At 37.0% G+C, this 20,979-nt stretch carries 15 protein-coding genes, 1 pseudogene and 1 riboswitch; of the genes and pseudogenes, 14 read left to right on the top strand and 2 right to left on the bottom strand.

What is annotated here, in order from left to right; all coding sequences use genetic code 11:
- Nucleotides 1-22: 22 nt before the first annotated feature.
- The 8 genes from PI85_RS09380 (at nt 23) to PI85_RS09345 (ending at nt 11,743) form a co-directional block, all read left to right on the top strand.
- The gene (locus PI85_RS09380) at nt 23-406 is read left to right on the top strand and encodes an SMI1/KNR4 family protein (protein WP_036126980.1); all 384 of its coding nucleotides are present in this window, start codon (nt 23-25) and stop codon (nt 404-406) included.
- 249 nt (nt 407-655) lie between these two features.
- Complete coding sequence (comX, locus tag PI85_RS09375) at nt 656-814, top strand: competence pheromone ComX (RefSeq protein ID WP_036126978.1); 159 nt, start codon at nt 656-658, stop codon at nt 812-814.
- Nucleotides 815-1,865: 1,051 nt separating this feature from the next.
- Nucleotides 1,866-3,140 carry a sensor histidine kinase gene (locus PI85_RS25220; RefSeq protein ID WP_369794249.1) on the top strand — a complete coding sequence of 425 codons (1,275 nt, stop codon included), beginning with the start codon at nt 1,866-1,868 and terminating at the stop codon, nt 3,138-3,140.
- A 241-nt stretch (nt 3,141-3,381) separates the two neighbouring features.
- A complete protein-coding gene (locus tag PI85_RS09365) occupies nt 3,382-6,252 on the top strand; it encodes a hypothetical protein (protein WP_036126976.1) in 2,871 nt (956 codons plus the stop codon).
- 144 nt (nt 6,253-6,396) lie between these two features.
- The gene (locus PI85_RS09360; protein ID WP_036126974.1) at nt 6,397-7,698 is read left to right on the top strand and encodes a hypothetical protein; all 1,302 of its coding nucleotides are present in this window, start codon (nt 6,397-6,399) and stop codon (nt 7,696-7,698) included.
- Nucleotides 7,699-8,034: 336 nt separating this feature from the next.
- Nucleotides 8,035-9,258, top strand: coding sequence for an MFS transporter (locus tag PI85_RS09355; RefSeq protein ID WP_036126972.1), 1,224 nt, complete (start codon nt 8,035-8,037; stop codon nt 9,256-9,258).
- 22 nt (nt 9,259-9,280) lie between these two features.
- Nucleotides 9,281-10,696: a M20 family metallopeptidase gene (locus tag PI85_RS09350; RefSeq protein WP_036126971.1), complete on the top strand. Its 1,416-nt coding sequence runs from the start codon at nt 9,281-9,283 to the stop codon at nt 10,694-10,696.
- Between the two features lie 84 nt (nt 10,697-10,780).
- The gene (locus PI85_RS09345) at nt 10,781-11,743 is read left to right on the top strand and encodes a glutaminase (RefSeq protein WP_036126970.1); all 963 of its coding nucleotides are present in this window, start codon (nt 10,781-10,783) and stop codon (nt 11,741-11,743) included.
- Nucleotides 11,744-11,777: 34 nt separating this feature from the next.
- Here PI85_RS09345 and PI85_RS09340 read toward each other — a convergent pair whose 3' ends face one another.
- On the bottom strand, nt 11,778-13,115 hold the full coding sequence (locus PI85_RS09340) for an amino acid permease (protein WP_036126968.1): 1,338 nt from the start codon (nt 13,113-13,115) through the stop codon (nt 11,778-11,780).
- 164 nt (nt 13,116-13,279) lie between these two features.
- A riboswitch (glycine riboswitch) is annotated at nt 13,280-13,356 on the bottom strand.
- Nucleotides 13,357-13,755: 399 nt separating this feature from the next.
- A complete protein-coding gene (locus PI85_RS09335; RefSeq protein WP_036126966.1) occupies nt 13,756-14,142 on the bottom strand; it encodes a rhodanese-like domain-containing protein in 387 nt (128 codons plus the stop codon).
- Nucleotides 14,143-14,346: 204 nt separating this feature from the next.
- Here PI85_RS09335 and PI85_RS09330 point away from each other — a divergent pair, with 204 nt between their 5' ends.
- From PI85_RS09330 to PI85_RS09305, 6 genes and pseudogenes are all read left to right on the top strand, one after another.
- A complete protein-coding gene (locus PI85_RS09330; RefSeq protein ID WP_036126963.1) occupies nt 14,347-15,177 on the top strand; it encodes a biotin/lipoate A/B protein ligase family protein in 831 nt (276 codons plus the stop codon).
- A gap of 187 nt (nt 15,178-15,364) precedes the next feature.
- Nucleotides 15,365-17,935: a vitamin B12-dependent ribonucleotide reductase gene (locus PI85_RS09325; protein WP_036126961.1), complete on the top strand. Its 2,571-nt coding sequence runs from the start codon at nt 15,365-15,367 to the stop codon at nt 17,933-17,935.
- Between the two features lie 479 nt (nt 17,936-18,414).
- Nucleotides 18,415-18,703 (top strand): annotated as a pseudogene (locus PI85_RS09320) (hypothetical protein).
- Between the two features lie 311 nt (nt 18,704-19,014).
- On the top strand, nt 19,015-19,953 hold the full coding sequence (locus PI85_RS09315) for an alpha/beta hydrolase fold domain-containing protein (RefSeq protein WP_036126959.1): 939 nt from the start codon (nt 19,015-19,017) through the stop codon (nt 19,951-19,953).
- A gap of 231 nt (nt 19,954-20,184) precedes the next feature.
- The gene (locus tag PI85_RS09310) at nt 20,185-20,391 is read left to right on the top strand and encodes a helix-turn-helix transcriptional regulator (RefSeq protein ID WP_008181842.1); all 207 of its coding nucleotides are present in this window, start codon (nt 20,185-20,187) and stop codon (nt 20,389-20,391) included.
- Nucleotides 20,391-20,873 carry a hypothetical protein gene (locus PI85_RS09305; protein WP_036126956.1) on the top strand — a complete coding sequence of 161 codons (483 nt, stop codon included), beginning with the start codon at nt 20,391-20,393 and terminating at the stop codon, nt 20,871-20,873. Before PI85_RS09310 ends, PI85_RS09305 begins: the two co-directional genes overlap by 1 nt.
- The last annotated feature ends 106 nt before the right edge of the window (nt 20,874-20,979 follow it).

Here is a 20,979-nt window from a genome sequence, read left to right as displayed (position 1 = left end):
TCTTCAAAAAGGAGGTGACAAAATGTCTCCTTTACATAATATTTTTACTGCCAATCCTCCCGCTAACGAGCATGAAATTTTGCTAATAGAACAGACAATGGCTATTCATCTTCCAGAGGAATATAAAAGCGTACTGAAAGAGTCCAATGGTTTTTCATTTACGAATGGTGTTTTAATATATGGTACCGAGGAAATAATGGAAAGAAATGAGACTTGGGAAGTGAAGGAATATGCAAAAGGCTATGTTGCCATAGGGGATGATGGAGGCGGAATGGTCTTTTTAATGGCGTTAGAGAAAGAAGCCTGTCAGGTTTTTGTTGTAGATGTTGGCGATATGAACCCGCAGCATGCTATATTGGTCTCATCTCATTTAAACAAGTGGCTACAAGAGGGTTTTTTGGATTGAAAAAGTAAAAAATGTAGAAGCTTGTTCCTACCATTAGGAGCAAGTTTTTTCTATGTCAATCTATGGAGAAATAAGCAATTTCATTACATATTCTATTATATTATTGTATTTTTTAGAAAATTATGTTGAATTATAGGTGAATGGTGGTATAATCAATTTATAGTTACAAATATGGTTAATAATTCCTTATGTTAGAGGTTTTATTGGATAATAATAGTAACTACAAAACTAATGAAATGGAGCGATTTTATGATTAACATGGTTCAATATTTAGAGCAAAATCCGTCGTTGGTTACATTGTTAAAAGAAAAGAAAGCTTCTCTTGTTGGTGTTACAGAACTTGAACAAAAGGCAATTTTGGATTCGTTTGATGAAGATGTACGTTTAGAATATGGTCTGTGGTACTAGGCTAATAATAAATAAGTGGCTATGGCTTGCTATAAGTATATATTTAACATTAGGCGTTTACCTACTATATGTTACTTATAGCACGCCTTTTTTTGGTATTAAAATACAAGAAAAAAATGATCAGTGGATTATAATAGATCCATACTATAAAGACTGGGCAGAAAAGCAAAGGATTGCTAATGGCGATATTATTCTAATGATTGATGATAAAGATATTAACGAATTGAATAATATTGTTTATAATCCTGTCATTAGGGTAGCAAATAAATTAACCTTATTGAAAGAGAATGGGGACATCAATCAAATTGATATTGCCCCTTTTGATATTCCGGAACAAATATTTTATGCGTTAATGTTACCAGGTTGTTTTTATTTATTAAGTTTAATAATCGCAATATATTTATATTACAAACAAATGAACTCAAGATTAATTAATTTACTTATTTTATTTATTCTCACTGTTTCATTAGCTTACGTTAGTATTGGAGCTTCTGGTAGATTAAATATTATTGGTACTATTGTAAATCGAAGTAGTATGTTACTTTGCCTCGTTATAGTAATACATTTTTTAAGAAATTACTTTTTATTTTTGAATTTAAAATGGAGTTTCATTAAAAATATAAAAATAGTATATTTAATACCTTTGATTATTGTTTTTTTCAGTATACTTAGCATTGTCTATCCATCTACAAATCCTATATTTTCAAAAATTACATTATCATTATTTTTGATTTTATTAATTGCCATTCTATATATTCTTGGAAGAGGTTATTTTACTTATAAAATCCCTCAATTTAAGATTTTTCTATTAAGCATTATTATCCCGTTCTTGCCATTTCTTTTTTTGTTTGCGGTACCAGAAATATTTTTTCAAAAGCATTTTCTTTCTGGAGAGGTGTGCTCACTTTTTCTAATGCTCATTCCATTAAGCTTCTTATTCACTCAACTCACAGAACGTATATTTGATATGGAGTACTTTATATCGCGTATACGCTATTATTTTAATTTCTCATTTGCCTTTACTATTTGGCTTTTGGGTGGTTTGTACTTATTGACGGATTTATCGATTACACGTATGACGGAGCTTTTCTTTTTTACGTTTCTCTCCTTAATGGCGTTGTTTTACATTAAAGAGCGGGTTGATTATCGTAAGCGAAAGATTTTGTTTTCTACAAAAGGTGACTATATCCATCGCTTATATACTACCGTCGATAGTATAGGGAGAGTTGTAAAGATTGAGGATTTATTGGAAAAGTTTGTCCAGGAAGTGGTGCTCCAGCTTGAAATGGAAAGTGTTTATGTTCTCACATATGATTTTCAAACACATCAAGTTACATTAACGAACAAATCCAAGGAATACAATCAACATCAAATTGATGAGGTTTTACTTGAACAATTAGGTTTAGGGGATATTAAAAAAACAGATCATTTCTATATAGCCTTTATTCATCAGGATACAAGTTATAAACGAATTCTTGTTGTGGATCATAATAAATCTATTTATTTGAAGGATGAGGAATTGCTATGGCTGGAACTGTTACTGTTATATTTAAATAACTTTATTGAAAATACTAAAATGGTCGAGGATCTATTAGATCAGTTAAAGCATATGAAAGAGGCTGATAATCGGCAGCTGCCGTGGCTTAATAAATTACTTTGGCTTCGTTTTGAGGAGGAGAAGTATCAGTTAGCCCAAGAGCTTCATGATACGATTTTACAGGAGCAGCTTCATATCGCAAGAGAAATGGATGTCCTGATACACATGAAGGATTCAGAAAATTTTTCAACTAAACTTGGGAAGCTTCATGAGCATATGATTACCTCCTTAAATGATTTACGAGGATACTGTGAAAATTTAAAGCCTCCTTTATTAGATACATTGGGCTTAAATGCTGCACTTGAGAAGCTTATTCAAAAAGTTCAAAAACGGGCAAACTTCGAATTGCTTTATACGATTGATCGTCTTTATTTAGAGGATGAACGTTTAAATTTAATGATTTATCGTTTGTTTCAAGAATTATTAAACAATGCATTAAAGCATTCCTATGCCAATGCAGTTACTATCCATTTACAAAGCACGGAAGAAGGCTTTGAGGTTTTGTATAGCGATGATGGTGTGGGGTGTAATTTAGATGATATTATACTGACCGAATCCATGGGCATTCAAGGTATGCAAGAGAGGGTTCAGGCGTTTAATGGGAAATTCGCATTAAATAGCAAAGTAGGAGAGGGAATGATGATTCGTATTCGCGTAAGTGAAACTCAATATCCATATCCTTATGCGTATAGCACGTTGAACCGACCAACTTATATGATTCGAGGATAGCCCGATGAAGCAGAATACGCTATATGCCTACAATTTTCACCTTTTAATCGCTTCATAATTTTTATGAATGTAGATTAGAAGGCTTTTGTTTTTTGAGCATGAAATAATATCAAAATATTATTATTGTAGAGATAGGAATACAGGAGAATATACACTTTTTTGAATTCTTTCCCCTGAATAAAGGAAATCAGGGAGATGTGGCCGATATAATTCAATAGAAGGATTGAGGAGGTCAACTGATTTGAATAAAAAATTATTTTTAACAGCAGCCGCAATACCCGTAGCACTTATTGTACCAACTGTTGCAAGTGCAGCGGAGACGGTGACGGTCACGGGGCAAAATATTGTAAATGAAACATTAACGGTTCATCAATTACCCAATAATGCCATAGTCAATGCCTACCAATGGTATTATCTAGAAAAGGTAGCTAGTGAAGATGGTTCAAAAACGTCCACGAATAAACCGATTGCAGGTGCTACTTCTGCTTCGTTAAAGGTGCCAGTAGAAGCAGCGGGTAAAACTATTTTTGTGGAAGCTACTACAACTGATGGAAAAAAATATCAAAGTGAGCCAAGAAGCATTAATCAATTGGATCTTGCGATTACAACGCCGACTTTAGAGGGCTTTTCGACTTCGGATTTTGTTGCACCTGGCGAAACGGTGAAAGTAGCGGGTGTTACTGTAACGGATAAGGCAGGAGCGAAATTAACAAGCGGTCAAATTACATATAGTTATCAATGGTTTTATCAACTAGGTGAGGGTGAAAATTCCTTCACTATTATTGAGGGAGCTTCAGGTAGCACTTATACTATTCCGAAAGATGCCATAGAAAAGGGAATCAAAGATATTATTGTTAAGGTAAAAGCTCAGGTAGGCACTTCTTTTGTGGAATCTCCACGTTCTGAAGTGATTTCTATATCCAAAGAACCAACAGATACATTATCAAATGATATTAAAAATTTATTAGTGAATGATAACAAATACAATGTTTCTGATATAAAGTCGTTTGAGGAAAAAATTAAGGCATTAGAAAGTAAATATCAAGCATTGTCAGAGCCTGCTAAAGGGAATGTATCAAATTATGCTGTTCTCAAGCGAGCACTTGCAGATGTGGACCTTATTAATAAGTTAAATGAAAAAGTGGACAAGGTAGGGGGAATTAGCGACAAAGATTTGCCTGCCTATATAAAGGAAATTGAAGCGGCCTACGATAAGTTCGATTTATTACAACGTAGCTTGGATGTCAATGATGCTTTATATACTAGCATTAAAAACCTTTTAAATGAGCCTAATGATCTTGAGGAAATAAAAGAAGTCAGAAGACTAAATCTAGCAATCGTTAATTTACTTTCTTATTCGAATGGCATTTCACAGTATGTTCCTTCTGATAAGGATTCCTTACAGGGGGTCGTGAATACGATTGAGGCAGATATTGCTAAATTATCACAAAATTATCGTGGAGCTGTTCAAAACCAAACGATTCTCAATGAGGCTAAAGCCGATATTAAAAAAGTGGAGCAATTTATTAAATCATTTGATAAATTATCTTCCAATAATACGCCAAATAAGCAGGTAACGGTTGCCAAGTCTATTCGTTCTACCTATGAAAAATTAACGTATAAACAATTAAAATTAGTGCCAGACAAGTATGGTCAGCTTTTAACGGCAGCTGAAAGTGCGGAAGAAAGTCAAATTGCTACATTAAACAATGATATCGATAGCTATATTGGGGATGATATTTATCCAATCAATCCATCTGCTAGTTCTTGGCAAAGTCATGTCAACAATGTAGCCCGCATGGTAAAAGAATATAAGAGCTTAACAAAAGCATCAGCAGCCCAAATAGAAGGGTATGACAGCCTTGTTACGTTACAAAAGGATTTAAAAACGGCTGAAAAAGTGATAAAAGATATGGATGCTTATCAAAAGCTTTCTGGCGTAACTGGTGTAACTGAAAGCAAACTGAATTCAAGCTATACGAATACATTAAAAGCTTATAATAAATTGACATCTTTACAGCAATCGCTTGTCTATAATGCTCAAGAGTTTTTACTCAATACGCCAAAAGTTTCTGTTGATGGAAAAGTACCGGCTGATAAGGCTGCAGCAGAGGCTTTGAAAGCAGATATTGCTAAATTTGCGGATGTCACTAAATTTACATTCAATCAATTAGAAAAAGCAGTTGATACGGCAGCGCAATCCTATAAAAAGCTGTCATCTGGTGCAAGAAAGTATGTCACTAATAATTATTTACTAACTGCTGCTCAGAAGGATATTACAGGTGTCAAATCATTCTATAAAAAAATTCAAACCGCTAAAGAAGAAACAGATGCGGCGAAACAAGCAAAAAAAATAGAGTCTGTGCAAAAAGCATATGCTAAATTACCTGCTAATCAACAGCATTTAGCAAAAGAGCAATACGAAGCACTGTTAAAGAATCAAATTATTGATGAAAATGCACCAAATATAAAGCAATTGAATGATGAACTAGCTACTATTGTTTCAAATGATCAGTATTTAGTGTCGATTGATAAAATTAATACTTTGTCTAAGCAATACAGTAGCCTAAGCTCAAGTGATAAAAAGCTGATTACGAATTATGATATTTTAAAAGCAGCAATCGCAGATGTGAAAAAAGCAGAGTCCTTTATGAAGACCTATGAAAAATCATTTAACAGTAACCCAAGCACTGTCATTAAGGCATTTGAAAAACTTACATCTAAGCAAGTGAGCCTTATTCCTTCAGATACCCAAAAATGGATTAGCGAGAAGCAACAAGGTCAACAGCAAACGAATGAACAGGCTTTGACATTAATTGAATCGATCAATTCTCTCCTTGTTAATGGTGAGTATATAGCTGGTCTAGAGGATAAAGTAAAAGATATTCGTACTAAGTATGATGCCTTGAGCGCTCAAGATAAAAAGATTGTCAAAAACTATTCGAAGCTTACACAGGCCGAAAGTGATTTGAAAAAGGTAGCCGACGTCCATGCATTGTACAAGGTAGATGGTGATGAGGCGGCTCAAAAAGCCTGGCAATCCGCTTATGGGAAGCTTTCCAAAAAATTAGAATTACTTTATAAAAACATGTATCCACAGGATAGTAAATGAGGTAAGCCCCGAGAAACTCGGGGTTTTTCTGTATAGATTTTTTATTTGTCTAGTAAATTGGTTGTCCGCTATACTATGAACAGAAGAGAAAAGAAATTTTTTTACATAACTATTGCAGTTTCACAAAGAAGGTAGGAACAAAAGATGTATAAAATAGGTGTTGTGGGTCCTGTCAAATCCGTCCAAAGAATTATTGCTTTAGCCAGAGAAATTGAACAGGATATGGAATTTATTCCGTATATTTATGCGATAGCGACAGAGACAAAGCATCTTGTGGAGACCTATGATCAAGATGTGGATTTCTGGCTGTTTTCTGGCTATATCCCCTATAAGATAGCGAGCCAAACAAAGGTTTCACAGGATAAATTGGCTCATATCATTTTTTCGGAGGCGGCTATTTATAGAGGATTTTTAGAGCAATCCTATCGGCAAAAGAAGTTTATTGAAAATGTTAGTATCGATATTATACCTTCTCCCTCACAAATGGCTTCAGAGGGTCTAGCGGAGATCCAAAAAAATGTCAATCATATGTATTTAAAGGAATTTGATGTAGCCATTGATCCAAAAGAGTTATTTGATTTTCACTATACACTTTGGCAGGAGGGAAAGATCGATTTTGCCATCACTTGTTATCCATCTGTCGATGAAGAGCTGAAAGAACGAGGAGTTCCTTCCTATTGGGTATCTCCCACAAAAACAGAAATTTACCATACAGTTCAGCTGTTTACGGAAAAAATTAAAACATCCTACTATAAAGAAACTCAAATTGGTGCAGTAATGCTTGAAATCAAGGATTTTGATTCCTTAAAGGAGCGTATGAAGCAAGGGTATCGCATCCAATATTTAGAACTACGTACTAAGGAACATCTACTTCAACTTTGTGAACAAATTGACGGTTCCCTCATTGAAGAGGGGAATGGAAAATATACAATTTTTAGTACAAGGGGAGCGATTGAAGGGCAGATTAAATTTCTACAGGAAAAAATGTATCAATTATCCATCGAAATGGAAGCAAAAGTAACTGCAGGTATTGGTTTTGCACAAACCGTATTCAATGCAGAGCTACATGCTCATCGAGGGCTAAGGCAGACCAAGGAAAATGAAGCCATCGATATCGTTATGATTCAGGATGACGGTACGATTATTGAGTCGGTCGGAAATATGGAAGAGCTGTCTTATTCTTACCGAGCAGAAGATCCCGATATTTTAGAAAAGCTAAAAAAAGGTAATATTAGTATTAAAACGTATATGAAAATCCATGCGCTTGTGCAGAAAATGCACTGGAAGCATTTTACGACTAAGGATTTAGCGACACAGCTTCAAATGAGTGAAAGAAATGCACAGCGGATTGTTGCGGATTTATGTAGTGTAGATTTAGCAAGAATTTGTGGCGAAGAATTACAGCATTTGCGTGGTAGACCAATCAAAATATATCAGCTTGTCTAGAAACTAAAAAAATGTTCCAAACCAATGTGTGGTTTGGGACATTTTTTTTTCTTAAATTTTTGTATCGATAAAACAAAGACCAGTACACAAGTTGTGCGCCTTTTTGAGCCGATCATTCATAGCTAGAGAAGCGACTATCTATTAGAAATTTTCAAAAAAATATTGTTTTTTTGGAGTACTTTGATTATTATACGAATATATAACGAAAATGTCGGTATATAAAAGGGGTTTTGATTTTACTAGATTTGCAAGGGGGCAAGAATCTTAAAGAACAACTGTAGCGGTGATGCAATCACTGCCATAAAGAGAAGGTTTTTGATCATGGGAGGGATATAAATGACAACAAATGACGTAACGAAAAAATCTAGAAATGTTATCCTTGCACTATTATTTTTAGGCTGGTCTTTAGGGAACTTAGATCGCTATATTATGAACTACGCAGTCGTTTCAATTACAGGCGATTTGCAACTGGATGCATCTTCGACGGGTATTATTTTAAGCGCTTTCTTTTTAGGCTATGCCATTATGCAAATACCAGGCGGCTGGCTAGCTGATAAATTTGGCGCAAAACGAATCTTGCTAATGGCTGTCATCATGTGGTCAATATTTACCGGACTTACGGCTATTGCCTGGTCTTTAACAGCGATGATTGTTATTCGTTTCTTATTCGGTATTGGAGAGGGTGGATTCCAACCATCTAGCTCTAAGATTATTGCCACGATTTTCCCGAAAGAAGAAAGAGGCAGAGCGATGTCGATTATGCTGACTTCTGGTGGGATTGTTTCGCTAATTGTACCGCTGTTAGCCGCTTATTTATTAGGAACGATTGGCTGGCGTATGATGTTTATCATAATCGGGGCTATTGGAGCGATTATTGCTTATTTATATTGGAAATACATTCAGCTCCCAAAAGCTGAAACAGCAGAGGCTGCTGAGACAGGTAGTCCGGCAGTTAAGGTAAGCTTTAAAGAACTTTTGAAAACACCGCTCATGTGGAATTTGATTATTGCTTATTTCTGTATTTATGCGGTGAACTGGGGATTAGTATCGTGGATTCCAACATACCTTCAAAAAAATCGTGGACTAGACTTAATGTCCATTGGTTGGGCACAAACGATTCCTGCTATTACAACGATTATTGGGGTGTATGGTAGCGGATATATTATCGATAAGCTTCCAAGAGGAATGGAAAAGGTGTTAGGCTCCATTTCCTGTGCAGTCATCGGTCTTTTATTGTATTTAATGTTTACAGCGAAAACGGTGACATTATTTATTGGCTATCAAACAGTTGTTTCTATCTTTATTGCGTTTGTCATTACGCTACTACCCGTAATTGTTCTAAAGAAATTGCCTTCGTCTATAACAGGCTCAGCTATGGGGATCGCGAATACAGGCGGACAGCTAGCGGGGTTTGTTACACCTATGGCTATTGGTTTTATGGTCGATGCCTTTAATGGCTCCTTTGATGCAGCCTTTTGGATGTTAATTGGATTCGCGCTCATTTGTATTGTGTCGCTTGTAACGTTAAACGACCAAAAAGGAGCATTATTGAAAGCATAATAAATAAATTGGAGGAACAATAATGAGTTTTCAAGAAAAAATTTCTACATTAATTGAGGCAAAAAAGGATGCAAGCGTGGCCTTAAGCGATGCAATTTGGGCTGTACCGGAGCTTCATTTTCAAGAACAACAATCAATGCAATATATGAAAGAGGCACTCGAAAACGAGGGTTTTCAAACTGAGGCTGGCGTAGCTGGGCTGGATACTGCGCTTGTTGGAACTTTTGGGTCAGGAAAGCCAGTCATCGCCTTTTTAGGGGAATACGATGCACTACCTGGCTTGAGCCAAAAGGGCGGTGTTACCATTCATGAGCCTCTTGAGAATGGGGGAAGTGGTCATGGCTGTGGCCATAATTTATTAGGAACAGGAGCATTTGCAGCAGCTGTTGCCGTAAAAGATTATTTAGAGCAACATCCACAATCCGCAACCATCCGTTTTTACGGTTGCCCTGCAGAAGAAAATGGATCTGGTAAAGCTTATATGGCGAAAGCTGGCTTATTCGATGATGTAGATATCGCCATTTCTTGGCATCCTGGTACGTTTTCAACGGTGATGACATGTAGCTCTCTAGCAAACTATGCTGTTACATTTAAGTTTACAGGTAAAAGTGCACATGCAGCAGCTGCTCCTCATCTGGGAAGAAGTGCATTAGATGCTGTTGAGCTAATGAACGTTGGGGTAAACTATTTACGAGAGCATATCATTCCAGAAGCAAGAGTGCATTATGCTATTACAAACTCTGGTGGAACATCTCCGAATGTTGTTCAACCATATGCTGAGGTTACCTATTTAGTGCGAGCACCTAAAAAGCAACAAGTGCAAGAAATCTATCAGCGTGTTGAACAAATAGCGAAGGGTGCAACGCTCATGACAGGTACTTCCCTAGAAATCGATTTTGAAGGTGCTGCTTCTAATTTAATAACAAATAAGACGCTTTATGATGCCATGTATCAACAAATACTTGAAATTGGCATGCCAGACTATACAATAGAGGATGAACAGTATGCTCAGGCTATTTTCAATACGTTTTCTCCTGAAGTACAAGCCTCTTCATTAGTTGGTCTACATAAAGACGATGTTCAACAATTACAAGGAAAAGTTATTGCTGATCATATTCCTCGAATGCTTCCTGAATTTATCATGGGTGGCTCTACGGATGTGGGAGATGTTAGCTGGAATGTGCCAACTGTTCAATGTACGGCAGTATGTATGGCATTAGGAACGCCACTGCATACATGGCAAGTTGTTTCTCAAGGTGTCACGCCTATCGCCCATAAAGGTATGCTACAAGCTGCTAAAATTATGGCGTGTACTGCGATTGAGTTATTGGGTAATCCAGTACTGATTGAGGAAGCTAAAAAGGAATGGCAAGAACGTCTTGATGGGGAGACGTATGAATCGTTAATTCCGGAGGGGACAATGCCTCCAAAGCGATAAAAGGATAGCAAAAATATGGATAGAGTCTTCATAGGAGAACTATGAAGACTCTGTTTTTGCACATTTTGAAAGGAGTCCACAGTAATGTCAACACAACCTAGTCACGATCAGCTTGTGGCACAATCGGTCACACAGTTTCGCTCTGCCGCAAAAGAAGGACAGTGCGCTAACTATATCCCTGCATTAGCTAAAAAAGACCCAAATCAATTAGCCATAGCCATTATTGGCACTGAAGGGCATGAAATTAAAGCTGGTGATACGTCAGAATTATTTACGCTTCAAAGTGTTTCCAAAGTAATCACCTTTATACTGGCCTGTATGGATCGAGGATTGCCCTATGTATTAGAAAGGGTGGATGTTGAGCCAACAGGAGATACATTCAACTCTATTATTCGCTTAGAAAGTCATCAGCCAGGAAAGCCCTTTAATCCAATGATTAATGCTGGGGCGATTACTGTCTCCTCTATGATGATTGGTCATTCACCACAGGAGAAGATTGACAAAATCCTACAATTTTTAGAGCAAATCATAGGTAAGCAATTAAGTGTCAACGAGGAAGTGTTTCAATCCGAGTGGCAAACAGCTAACCGTAATCGAGCACTAGCCTACTATTTAATGGATTCTGGTTTCTTAGACTGCCCAGTAGAAGCGGCTCTTGAGGTTTACTTAAAGCAATGTGCGATTGAAGTCAATGTATCCGATTTAGCGATGATTGGTTTAGTTATCGCTAATGATGGCTATCATCCGCTATTAAAGAAACAATTATTTCCTAAACAAGTGGCAAAATTAGCAAAGGCTTTAATGGTAACATGCGGTATGTACAATGCTTCAGGAAAATTTGCGGCGTTTATTGGACTTCCTGCTAAAAGTGGTGTTTCTGGTGCCATTCTTACCGCTGTCCCAGGTCATGCAGGATTAGATTCACCATTCCCTGCTGGCTGTGGCATAGGTATTTATGGACCAGCCATCGATCCTATTGGGAATAGTGTCGCAGGTGTCCAATTGCTGAAACATTTAGCGACAGAATGGGATATGACCATTTTTTAACGAATAGAAGATGACTTCAGAGTGAGCTCTGAAGTCATCTTTTTTTCATTTTATATAGAATGAATAGGGCAATAAACCAAATAGGTGTTAGTAGAAGAGCTGTACGTGTTGCCTCAGAAATAAACATCACAATTAATAGGAAAGCAAAAAACGCAAGCACTACGTAGTTAATAAAAGGTGTCAGCGGTGCTTTGAAGCTTGAGGCCTCATGTAGGGCACGATTTTTCCGTTTATAGATGATGTGAGAAATGATGATAATACTCCACACCCATATGAAGCAAATCGCACTAATAGTCGTTACGATACTAAAGGCATTCTCTGGCATTAGCTTACTTAACAGTGCCCCTACTGATACAACAATTGCAGAAATGACTAGTGCGTTACTTGGAACACTATTTTTATTGAGCTTAGCAAATGCAGGTGATGCTTGTTTATTTTTACCAAGATTAAAGAGCATTCGACTTGTTGAGAATAAACCACTATTACCAGCAGATGCGGCTGAAGTGAGCACAACAAAATTAATAATACCTGCAGCAATTGGAATACCCGCTAATGTAAATACTTGGACAAATGGACTGCTTGCGGCAGACATTTCATACCATGGATTGATACATAGGATGACAAACAGTGCCCCTACATAAAAGAGTAAAATTCGGAATGGTATTTTATTAATAGCAGAAGGAATGTTTTTTTGTGGGTCCGCAGTCTCGGCTGCCGATACCCCTACTAATTCCACACCGACGAAAGCGAAAATAACCATCTGGAAGGCCATTAAAAAGCCATATACTCCATTTGGAAACAGGCCGCCGTGGACCCAAAGATTATCTACTGAAACCGTCCCAGAGCTTGTTTGAAAGCCTGTCACTAACATAATAAGACCAAGGATAATGAGCGCCACAATGGTAATTACTTTAATGATAGCAAACCAAAATTCTAACTCCCCAAATAGTTTGACCGTTAATAAATTCAATAGTAGTAATACTACTAAACAACCAATAGCTGGAACCCACTGAGGGATATCAAACCAATATTGTGTATAAACCCCCACAGCGATAATATCTGCCATTGCCGTCATGATCCAACAGAACCAGTAGGTCCAGCCTGTTACATACCCTGCCCATGGCCCTATGTATTCGGAGGCAAAATCCGTAAATGATGTATATCCTGAATTCGAAAGTAATAGTTCGCCCAATGCACGCATAACAAAAAAGAGTGCCGTTCCGACAATTAAATAGGCAAGGATGATCGAAGGCCCTGCTAATGCAATGGCTTTCCCAGAGCCTAGAAATAAGCCGGTTCCTATTGTCCCACCAATGGCAATAAGCTGTACATGGCGATTTTTTAATTCACGTTTTAATTGTTGCTGTTCCACGTTAATCCCCCCAAAGATGCATAAAAAATGATGACTGGAAAAATAAAAAAGAGACTAGTTGTGACACTAGTCTCGGAAAAACGTCAGAATAACAAATACCATTTGATCACGGATGGTTCATGAAATCATCGTAACCATCATATGGCATCGCTTAAAAAAGCTGTTATTACTCCTCTGTCCTTTTGCCTGAGATAGTGAACCCTTCGGCGACGCACATTGCGCTCTCTCCAGAACTGCTCCTGCTATAGTTTGATCCATAGCATTCATAGCTTATTAATTTTTTATCATAAATATTATTTTAAGATATTATATATCCTAGCAGTGCTTTTACAATTATTCAACTAGAAATTTATATTATTTTCAGAAAAATAGAAGAATGTAGTGTATAAATGAAAATTACTAACGATAATTAGTATTTTTGGACATACAAAGATTTTCGTAGTATGCGCAAATACGAAAGGTTTATGTGAAGAAATGAAGAGGGGACAAGTGAGAGGAAGAGGATCATTATAGTATGAACGAGTGTAAGAAATAGCCGCTTAAAATTTTGCAATAGATATAATATAGTAGAAACTCTGAATTTTTTGTATAAAAAGAAGCCGTCTCCTAGTTCTTTGAGACGACTTTTTTTAGGGAAATATTAAAATTTTTTGGCTTTTATTTTACCTGTCCAAGTTTTGAAGCCGCCTTGAAGTTGGTAAATTTGGTTGTACCCACGTTTTTTAAGAAATAGTGCAGCACGTGAGCTACGGCCTGTATTTTGACAGTATAAATATACTGGTAAATCTGGGCGAATTTCTTTATAACGTTGACGTAATGTTGTGGAAGGAACATTTCGTGCGCCAAGAATGTGACCAGCATCAAATTCTTTTTGTTCACGAACATCGATTAGCTGCGCTTTACGATAGCCTTCAATAAATTGTTCTTGTGTTAAGTTGGTTACAGCTTTTTTGAGTCTTAGTGCATTAATACCGATGTATGCAATTACGACTACTAAAACGACACCGATTGTGATAAGTATGTCCAAGATTTTCTTACCCCTTTCTATCTTCTTTATTATTATAAAAGATGCGCTAGCGATAGTCCAATGAGTTTGATAAAATTAACTAGATTGTGGCGAATTCGTCGATATCGTTTGAAAAGCCACAACTTGAACTGTAACGTAATCTTCGTTAAGGTTGAACCGCAGGTGGGGCCTGAGGTATTTTTATAAATTGTAGGAGATGAACATATGACAACTTGGTATTTTTTAAATTCAGGGAAATGTAGTCCTTCTTTTAATATGGCACTAGATGAAGCATTACTTGATTGGCATAGTGAGGGGTTAATTCCACCAGTCATTCGTTTTTATGAGTGGGAACCGGCAACATTATCAATCGGTTATTTTCAGCAAGCCAAAAAAGATATAAATTTAGATGCTGTCCGTGAGCAAGGCTTAGGTTTTGTACGTCGACCAACTGGTGGACGAGCTGTGCTGCATGAGCATGAGCTCACATATAGTGTCATCGTAACAGAAAGCTATCCAAATATGCCAGAGTCAGTGACAGAGGCGTACCGTGTGCTAAGTGAAGGCATCTTGCAAGGTTTCCATAACTTAGGTATGGATGCCTATTTTAGTGTCCCTGATACAGAGGAGAAAAGAGCAGACTTAAAGAGTCCGAAAAGTGCAGTATGCTTTGATGCTCCAAGCTGGTATGAGCTGGTAGTTGAAGGGAAAAAAATAGCAGGAAGTGCGCAAACACGACAAAAAGGTGTTATATTGCAGCATGGTGCCATTTTATTAGATTTAGATCAGGAGAAATTATTATCGGTCTTTAATTTTTCGAGTGAAGAAGCGAAGGATCGTATGCGCAGAAAATTACCAGAGAAAGCAGTAGCGATTAACAGTCTTGTGGATGAACCTGTGACAGTTGAACAATGTGTGACTGCTTTTCGAGATGGTTTTGCAAAATCGTTGCAAATTGAATTAAAACCATTTACACTTTCTGAGGAGCAGTTAAAATATGTCCGTGCATTAGAAGAAAAAAAATATGCATCTGATGAGTGGAACTTCAAAAAGTAAAAAATGGTATAAAAAAATATTTTTAAGTGTTCAATCCTTGCTATTACAAGTAGTTACGATTCTATTGAAAAAAGCAAGAGTTGAATTGAAAATCTATATATAGTATCTTTTTTAAAGACATATACACAATATGTAGTGTTTAACAACACATGATATTGTGTATTTATTTTGTAAGGGAGGCAAAACGATGGTACTCACAAATCATCAACCCGATGTAAACAATCAATTTGAACAGTTAAACAAAGATATCGAACAATTCCCGCAGGTACACCCTGTAACGCCTGATATGCACATCACGCACAAAGGTGTATCAAGACTTGTCATGATCGATCGCTACTCGTTTAAAGACACAGAAAAGAAAACACTAAAAGCCGGTGACTTTGTTGTTTTAACGGTAAAAGCTGATCCAAAATTCCCTGCACGTGGTTTAGGGACAATTCAAAAGCTGGACATGACTACAAAAACAGCTGATATTTTGATTGAGGAAGATTATCGTAGCGTTTTAGACGATCCACAGGAGCAAGAAACGGGTGTGATTACGCGTTCAATTGACGTGCTAGAGAAGCCTCTTGAGATTTTTTATGAACAAATCGCTAAACGAAATGCAACAGGACTGGCGGTTGTTGAAAAAACACCAGAAAAACGCCAAGAATGGTTTGAAAAATTTTATGAGCAATTAGTGTCCTTAAAGTTCATTCCTGCTGGACGAGTAATCTACGGAGCAGGATCTGAAACAGATGTAACATTCTTTAACTGTTACGTAATGCCTTTTGTTGCGGATTCACGTGAAGGTATTAGTGATCACCGTAAGCAAGTAATGGAAATTATGAGCCGTGGTGGTGGAGTAGGAACAAATGGTTCCACATTACGTCCACGCAACACATTGGCACGTGGTGTAAACGGTAAATCATCAGGTTCTGTTTCTTGGTTAGATGATATTGCTAAATTAACACATCTTGTAGAGCAAGGTGGCTCACGTCGTGGAGCACAAATGATTATGCTTGCCGATTGGCATCCAGATATTGTGGAGTTTATTATTTCGAAAATGCAAAACCCTCGTATTCTGCGTTACCTAATTGAAAATACAACCGATGAAACAATCATTCGTCTAGCGAAAGAGAAGTTAAACTTCAAGCCACTTTCTATGCAGGAAGAAGCTATGTATCAAGGCATTGTAAACTATAAAAGCATTGAAGGTTTAGGTGGATTTGATACAGCCATTATTCGTGAGGCTGAAAATAAATTACGTGATGGTGGCACATATACTGTGCATAACTCAGAGTTTTTAACAGGTGCAAACATCTCCGTAACATTAACAAAAGAATTTATGGAAGCTGTTGAAAACGATGCTGATTTCGAACTGCGTTTCCCAGCGGTTGAAGAATACTCGAAAGAAGAAATGCATGCTTACAACACAGAATGGCATCATGTTGGTGACGTTCGTGAATGGGAGAAAATGGGCTATAAAATCCGCACATATCGCACGATCAAAGCGAAAGAATTGTGGAATTTAATTAACGTATGTGCAACATACTCTGCAGAGCCAGGAATTTTCTTTATCGACAATGCGAATGATATGACGAATGCAAAGGCATATGGTCAAAGCGTTGTTGCAACTAACCCATGTGGGGAACAGCCCCTTGCGCCATACTCAGTGTGTAACTTGGCAGCGGTAAACCTTGCACAATTTGCGAATAAAGATAACCAAACTGTAGATTACGAAGCACTACGTGAAACGGTTCGTGTCGGTGTTCGTATGCAGGATAATGTTATTGATGCAACTCCATACTTCTTAGAGGAAAACCGTGTACAAGCACTAGGTGAGCGTCGTGTTGGTCTAGGCGTAATGGGTCTAGCTGATTTACTCATTTATTGTGAGAAAGAATACGGTTCTGAAGCAGGTAATGCTTTAGTCGATGAAATCTTTAAAACAATTGCTGAAACCGCGTATGAGGCGTCTACAGAGCTTGCTAAAGAGCGTGGAAGCTTTCCATTCTTAGTAGGTGCTACTGACGAAGAAACAGCTCGTTTACGTAAAGCTTTCACAGAAACAGGCTTCATGCAAAAAATGCCTGCTCACATCAAGGAGCAAATTTTAGCAACAGGTATCCGTAACTCCCATTTATTAACGGTTGCCCCAACAGGTTCAACAGGAACAATGGTAGGCGTAGCAACAGGTCTTGAGCCATACTTCTCCTTCACTTACTACCGTTCTGGCCGTCTAGGTAAGTTCATTGAAGTGAAAGCTGAAATTGTAAAAGAATATTTAGATCGTCATCCAGAGGCTAATGAGCAAGAGCTTCCAGAATGGTTTGTAACGGCAATGGAGCTAAAACCAGAGGCACATGCGGATGTACAATGTATTATTCAAAAATGGATTGATTCATCGATCTCTAAAACAGTAAACGCGCCAAAAGGCTATACTGTACAACAAGTTGAAAAAGTATATGAGCGACTATATAAAGGTGGCGCTAAAGGTGGTACGGTCTATGTGGATGGTAGCCGTGATTCACAGGTACTTACGCTAAAAGCCGAAGAAAATGATATGGATCAACTATCATTTGAGGAGGAATTAGTAGAAGAACATACAACACGTCCAGTCGTATTAGTTGATACGATTCAAGCACTAGAGTCCACGACGGTAATTGGCTCGGACGTAGGAAATACATGTCCAGTATGTCGTAAAGGAACAGTCGAGGAAATGGGCGGCTGTAATACTTGTACAAACTGTGGCGCACAGTTAAAATGCGGCCTGTAAATTTTATGTTCTAGTTTCTTTGAATAAAAGAATGATAACGGTAATAAATTTTGATTAAAAGTAACCTCTTCGGTATTATGGCCGTAAGAGGTTGCTTTTTATATTTTTCTGAAAATTATAGGTTTGATATGACTTCAGTAGAATCAAAAACTTATTCGACTACATGTTCATTATCTATTGAGAGGATTTTGATGAATGGGTTTGGACAAAGTTCTGGTGCCGATTAGTATTGTACTTAAAGGAAGAGTGGGATACTTTTATAACAATGTTTCTGGTAATAGGCTGATTATGTTGGAATATATGACCTTATGGTGAAATCTCCATTAAAGCAAGAATGAATCATTACCAATCCAACATTTATATATAGGAGTCGCATCAGGATAGTGTGGATTTACAATGATGATAACAATAATTTCCAATTAAGGGCTGGGAACATCCTCATTACAATTTATGTCTATATTGAAAAGGGAGGTAGAATAATGTGGTTACTATTCGGACTTATTGCTATAGTAGCAACTTTTATAAATCTTTACATGTATACAACAGGTAAAGATTATAAACTAGCGATGGCAATGGGGTTATCATTTACAGCATTGACACTTTGTTCGGAATATAGTTTTGTATCTAGCTGGGTACAAGTAGAAGGAAGATTGGGCAGCTTTAGAGGATGTAGTACCAGGTATGGAAAGGGCATTATGGTTTTTGACAATTGTTTCTATCCTACTAAATATAGCACCTATACTTTTACAGTTGAAAAATAAAAAATAATACTGATTCGGGTTCATACGGATATACGGTAAGCAAAATTAAGTTCTCAAAAAACGCTTTGGGAACTTCATTCATTTTAACCCAGCTTTATTTCTTCAAAGAAGCGGATAGATATTTTATATTTAACAGGCAAATTTGAAGGAGTATACGCCATTTTGTGGAATTAAAATAATGTTCGGTCAAGTGTAATAAAGTTTGATGACAACCCTTATTTTGTAAGGGACTTGCTTATGACATTTGATTTAAGGCTTGTTTGTTAAGGGTTCTCATACATCCAGCTAGGTAAAAAAATGGTGAAAGGGGAGAAAGTAATGAGTGTAGTGATTTTTAATGGAGAGCGCTCTGAAGAAAGTGTTCAATTTGAAAAGTTGTTATTTTCCCAGAGTAATAAAGTGAGCTTTTCTAGTGTTGAAAATGCTAAACAGTTCATCAAGCAAAAAGCAACTGTGAATAATCAGCCCTATGTCATTGGAGATGATGTCCAATTTTTAAGTGTTAAGGATGAACAAACTTTTGAGGATATGCAAGTTTTTACATTAAATGATCAAAAGTCCTCGAAACAAAAAGTGATTCTCTATATTCATGGTGGCGCTTGGACGAATCAACCGTTAAATTTACACTGGCTGTTCATGGATAAAATAGCACAAGCATTACAGGCAAAAGTTATTGCCCCGATTTATCCAAAAGTACCTCATTTTAATCATAAGGACACGTACCAAAAAATGCTGCATCTCTATAATAAAATTTTAGAGACGGTTGAAAGTGCCAGTCAATTAACTATTATAGGAGATTCTGCAGGAGGTAATATAGCACTTGGTTTGGCCCAGCTTTTAAAGCAAAATCATTTGCCACAGCCACAAGATATTATTTTACTATCGGCTTGTGTTGACCTAAGTCTAGAAAATCCTCTTATCCCTGAATATGAAGAAAAGGACCCTATGCTAGCTAGTGAAGGAATGGGGGTCATCACAAAGCTATGGGCAGCTGATAAGGATTTAAAGGACCCTCTGATTAGTCCAATTTATGGTGATTTTCAAGGTCTAGCGAGTATTACTCATTTTATTGGCACCCATGAAAGTTTATATCCAGATGCAGTAAAGTTTGATGAACAACTAAGCGAGCAAGGGATTGATATTACAACTTTTGTTTATCCTAAAATGAACCATGTGTTTGTTGTCATGCCCATCCCCGAAGCACTAGATGCTCAACAGAAAATTATAAATATTATTCATAGTAAAGTGTTGAAATAGAAAGGATTACGCTAAATAAATAGTGTGGAGATCCCAAGTGTGTTTTGATTTTTCAAAACACGCTTTTTTTATTTCCTGTTTTAATAAACGGATTTTTACGCAAAGCCGGCTCAAATCTCATTGTTTAAACAAAAATTAAATTGTAAAGCTAGCTTGACATAATAAAAGATGTAAAGTAAACTTTACTTATTACTAAATGTACAGTTTGCTTTACATTTATGAGGAGGCATTATGAAAAACAGAATTCGTGAATTGCGGAAATCGAAAAAGATTACGCAGGAGGATTTGTCTAAGGTAGTGGGTGTCTCACGACAATCTATCATTGCAATTGAATCGGGAAAATTCAATCCATCATTAGAGCTTGCCTACAATATTTCAAAAGCGTTCAACTGCACGATTGAGGAAGTTTTTATTTTCGAAGAGGAGGGAATGGCGTAATGGGATTTTCTATAGGGGGTATTTTGGGACTGTACGGCGGGATGATTTTTGGCATCCTTGGCTGGTGGTTTGGAAGGAAAAAGGCGAAGAAAAATAGAGGGTTAGATGAAGTACACGACCATATTTGGCAAAAGGCGAAATCTTATTCATGGTATTTGACGTTAGCAGCAATTTATATTTTCTTTTCTTTAGTAGTGTTTGGGATTAAATTAAGCACTGCCATGGTTTTAGCTGTCCTTTTATTTGTACACTTAGGGAGCTGGGCGATCATTGGGCTCATTTTGACTATCAACATGTACAGACCAATACCTTTTAAGCCTTCTTATGTGAAGTTAGGTATAAGTATCAATGTCGCATCACTACTTATTTTTACCATTATCTCGATCCTAACAAATAATTGGCTGTTTTTATTATTCAGTATTCTGCCTAGTATGATGGGGATATTTACTGCCCTTACAGTCAGTAGGAAAGATTCTAAATAAATTTAGTTGTCCGATTCATCCCTTTGGATAGGTTTATCGAGCTGCGATTATGGCATTTAAACGAAAAATGCAAGGCTAGCATCTATATAAAAAAGGCAGTTCCAAC

Source organism: Lysinibacillus sp. A1 (assembly GCF_000801965.1).
Lineage (GTDB): Bacteria > Bacillota > Bacilli > Bacillales_A > Planococcaceae > Lysinibacillus > Lysinibacillus fusiformis.
This window is presented reverse-complemented; position numbering and strand designations above follow the sequence as displayed.

Bases quoted from the DNA above. Each gene is read 5' to 3' on its own strand.
- PI85_RS09305 (WP_036126956.1), top strand. From the start codon at position 20,391: ATGGGATTTTCTATAGGGGGTATTTTGGGACTGTACGGCGGGATGATT.
- PI85_RS09345 (WP_036126970.1), top strand. From the start codon at position 10,781: ATGTCAACACAACCTAGTCACGATCAGCTTGTGGCACAATCGGTCACA.
- PI85_RS09380 (WP_036126980.1), top strand. From the start codon at position 23: ATGTCTCCTTTACATAATATTTTTACTGCCAATCCTCCCGCTAACGAG.
- PI85_RS09315 (WP_036126959.1), top strand. From the start codon at position 19,015: ATGAGTGTAGTGATTTTTAATGGAGAGCGCTCTGAAGAAAGTGTTCAA.
- PI85_RS09325 (WP_036126961.1), top strand. From the start codon at position 15,365: ATGGTACTCACAAATCATCAACCCGATGTAAACAATCAATTTGAACAG.
- PI85_RS09350 (WP_036126971.1), top strand. From the start codon at position 9,281: ATGAGTTTTCAAGAAAAAATTTCTACATTAATTGAGGCAAAAAAGGAT.
- PI85_RS09330 (WP_036126963.1), top strand. From the start codon at position 14,347: ATGACAACTTGGTATTTTTTAAATTCAGGGAAATGTAGTCCTTCTTTT.
- PI85_RS09355 (WP_036126972.1), top strand. From the start codon at position 8,035: ATGACAACAAATGACGTAACGAAAAAATCTAGAAATGTTATCCTTGCA.
- PI85_RS09360 (WP_036126974.1), top strand. From the start codon at position 6,397: ATGTATAAAATAGGTGTTGTGGGTCCTGTCAAATCCGTCCAAAGAATT.
- PI85_RS09310 (WP_008181842.1), top strand. From the start codon at position 20,185: ATGAAAAACAGAATTCGTGAATTGCGGAAATCGAAAAAGATTACGCAG.
- comX (WP_036126978.1), top strand. From the start codon at position 656: ATGATTAACATGGTTCAATATTTAGAGCAAAATCCGTCGTTGGTTACA.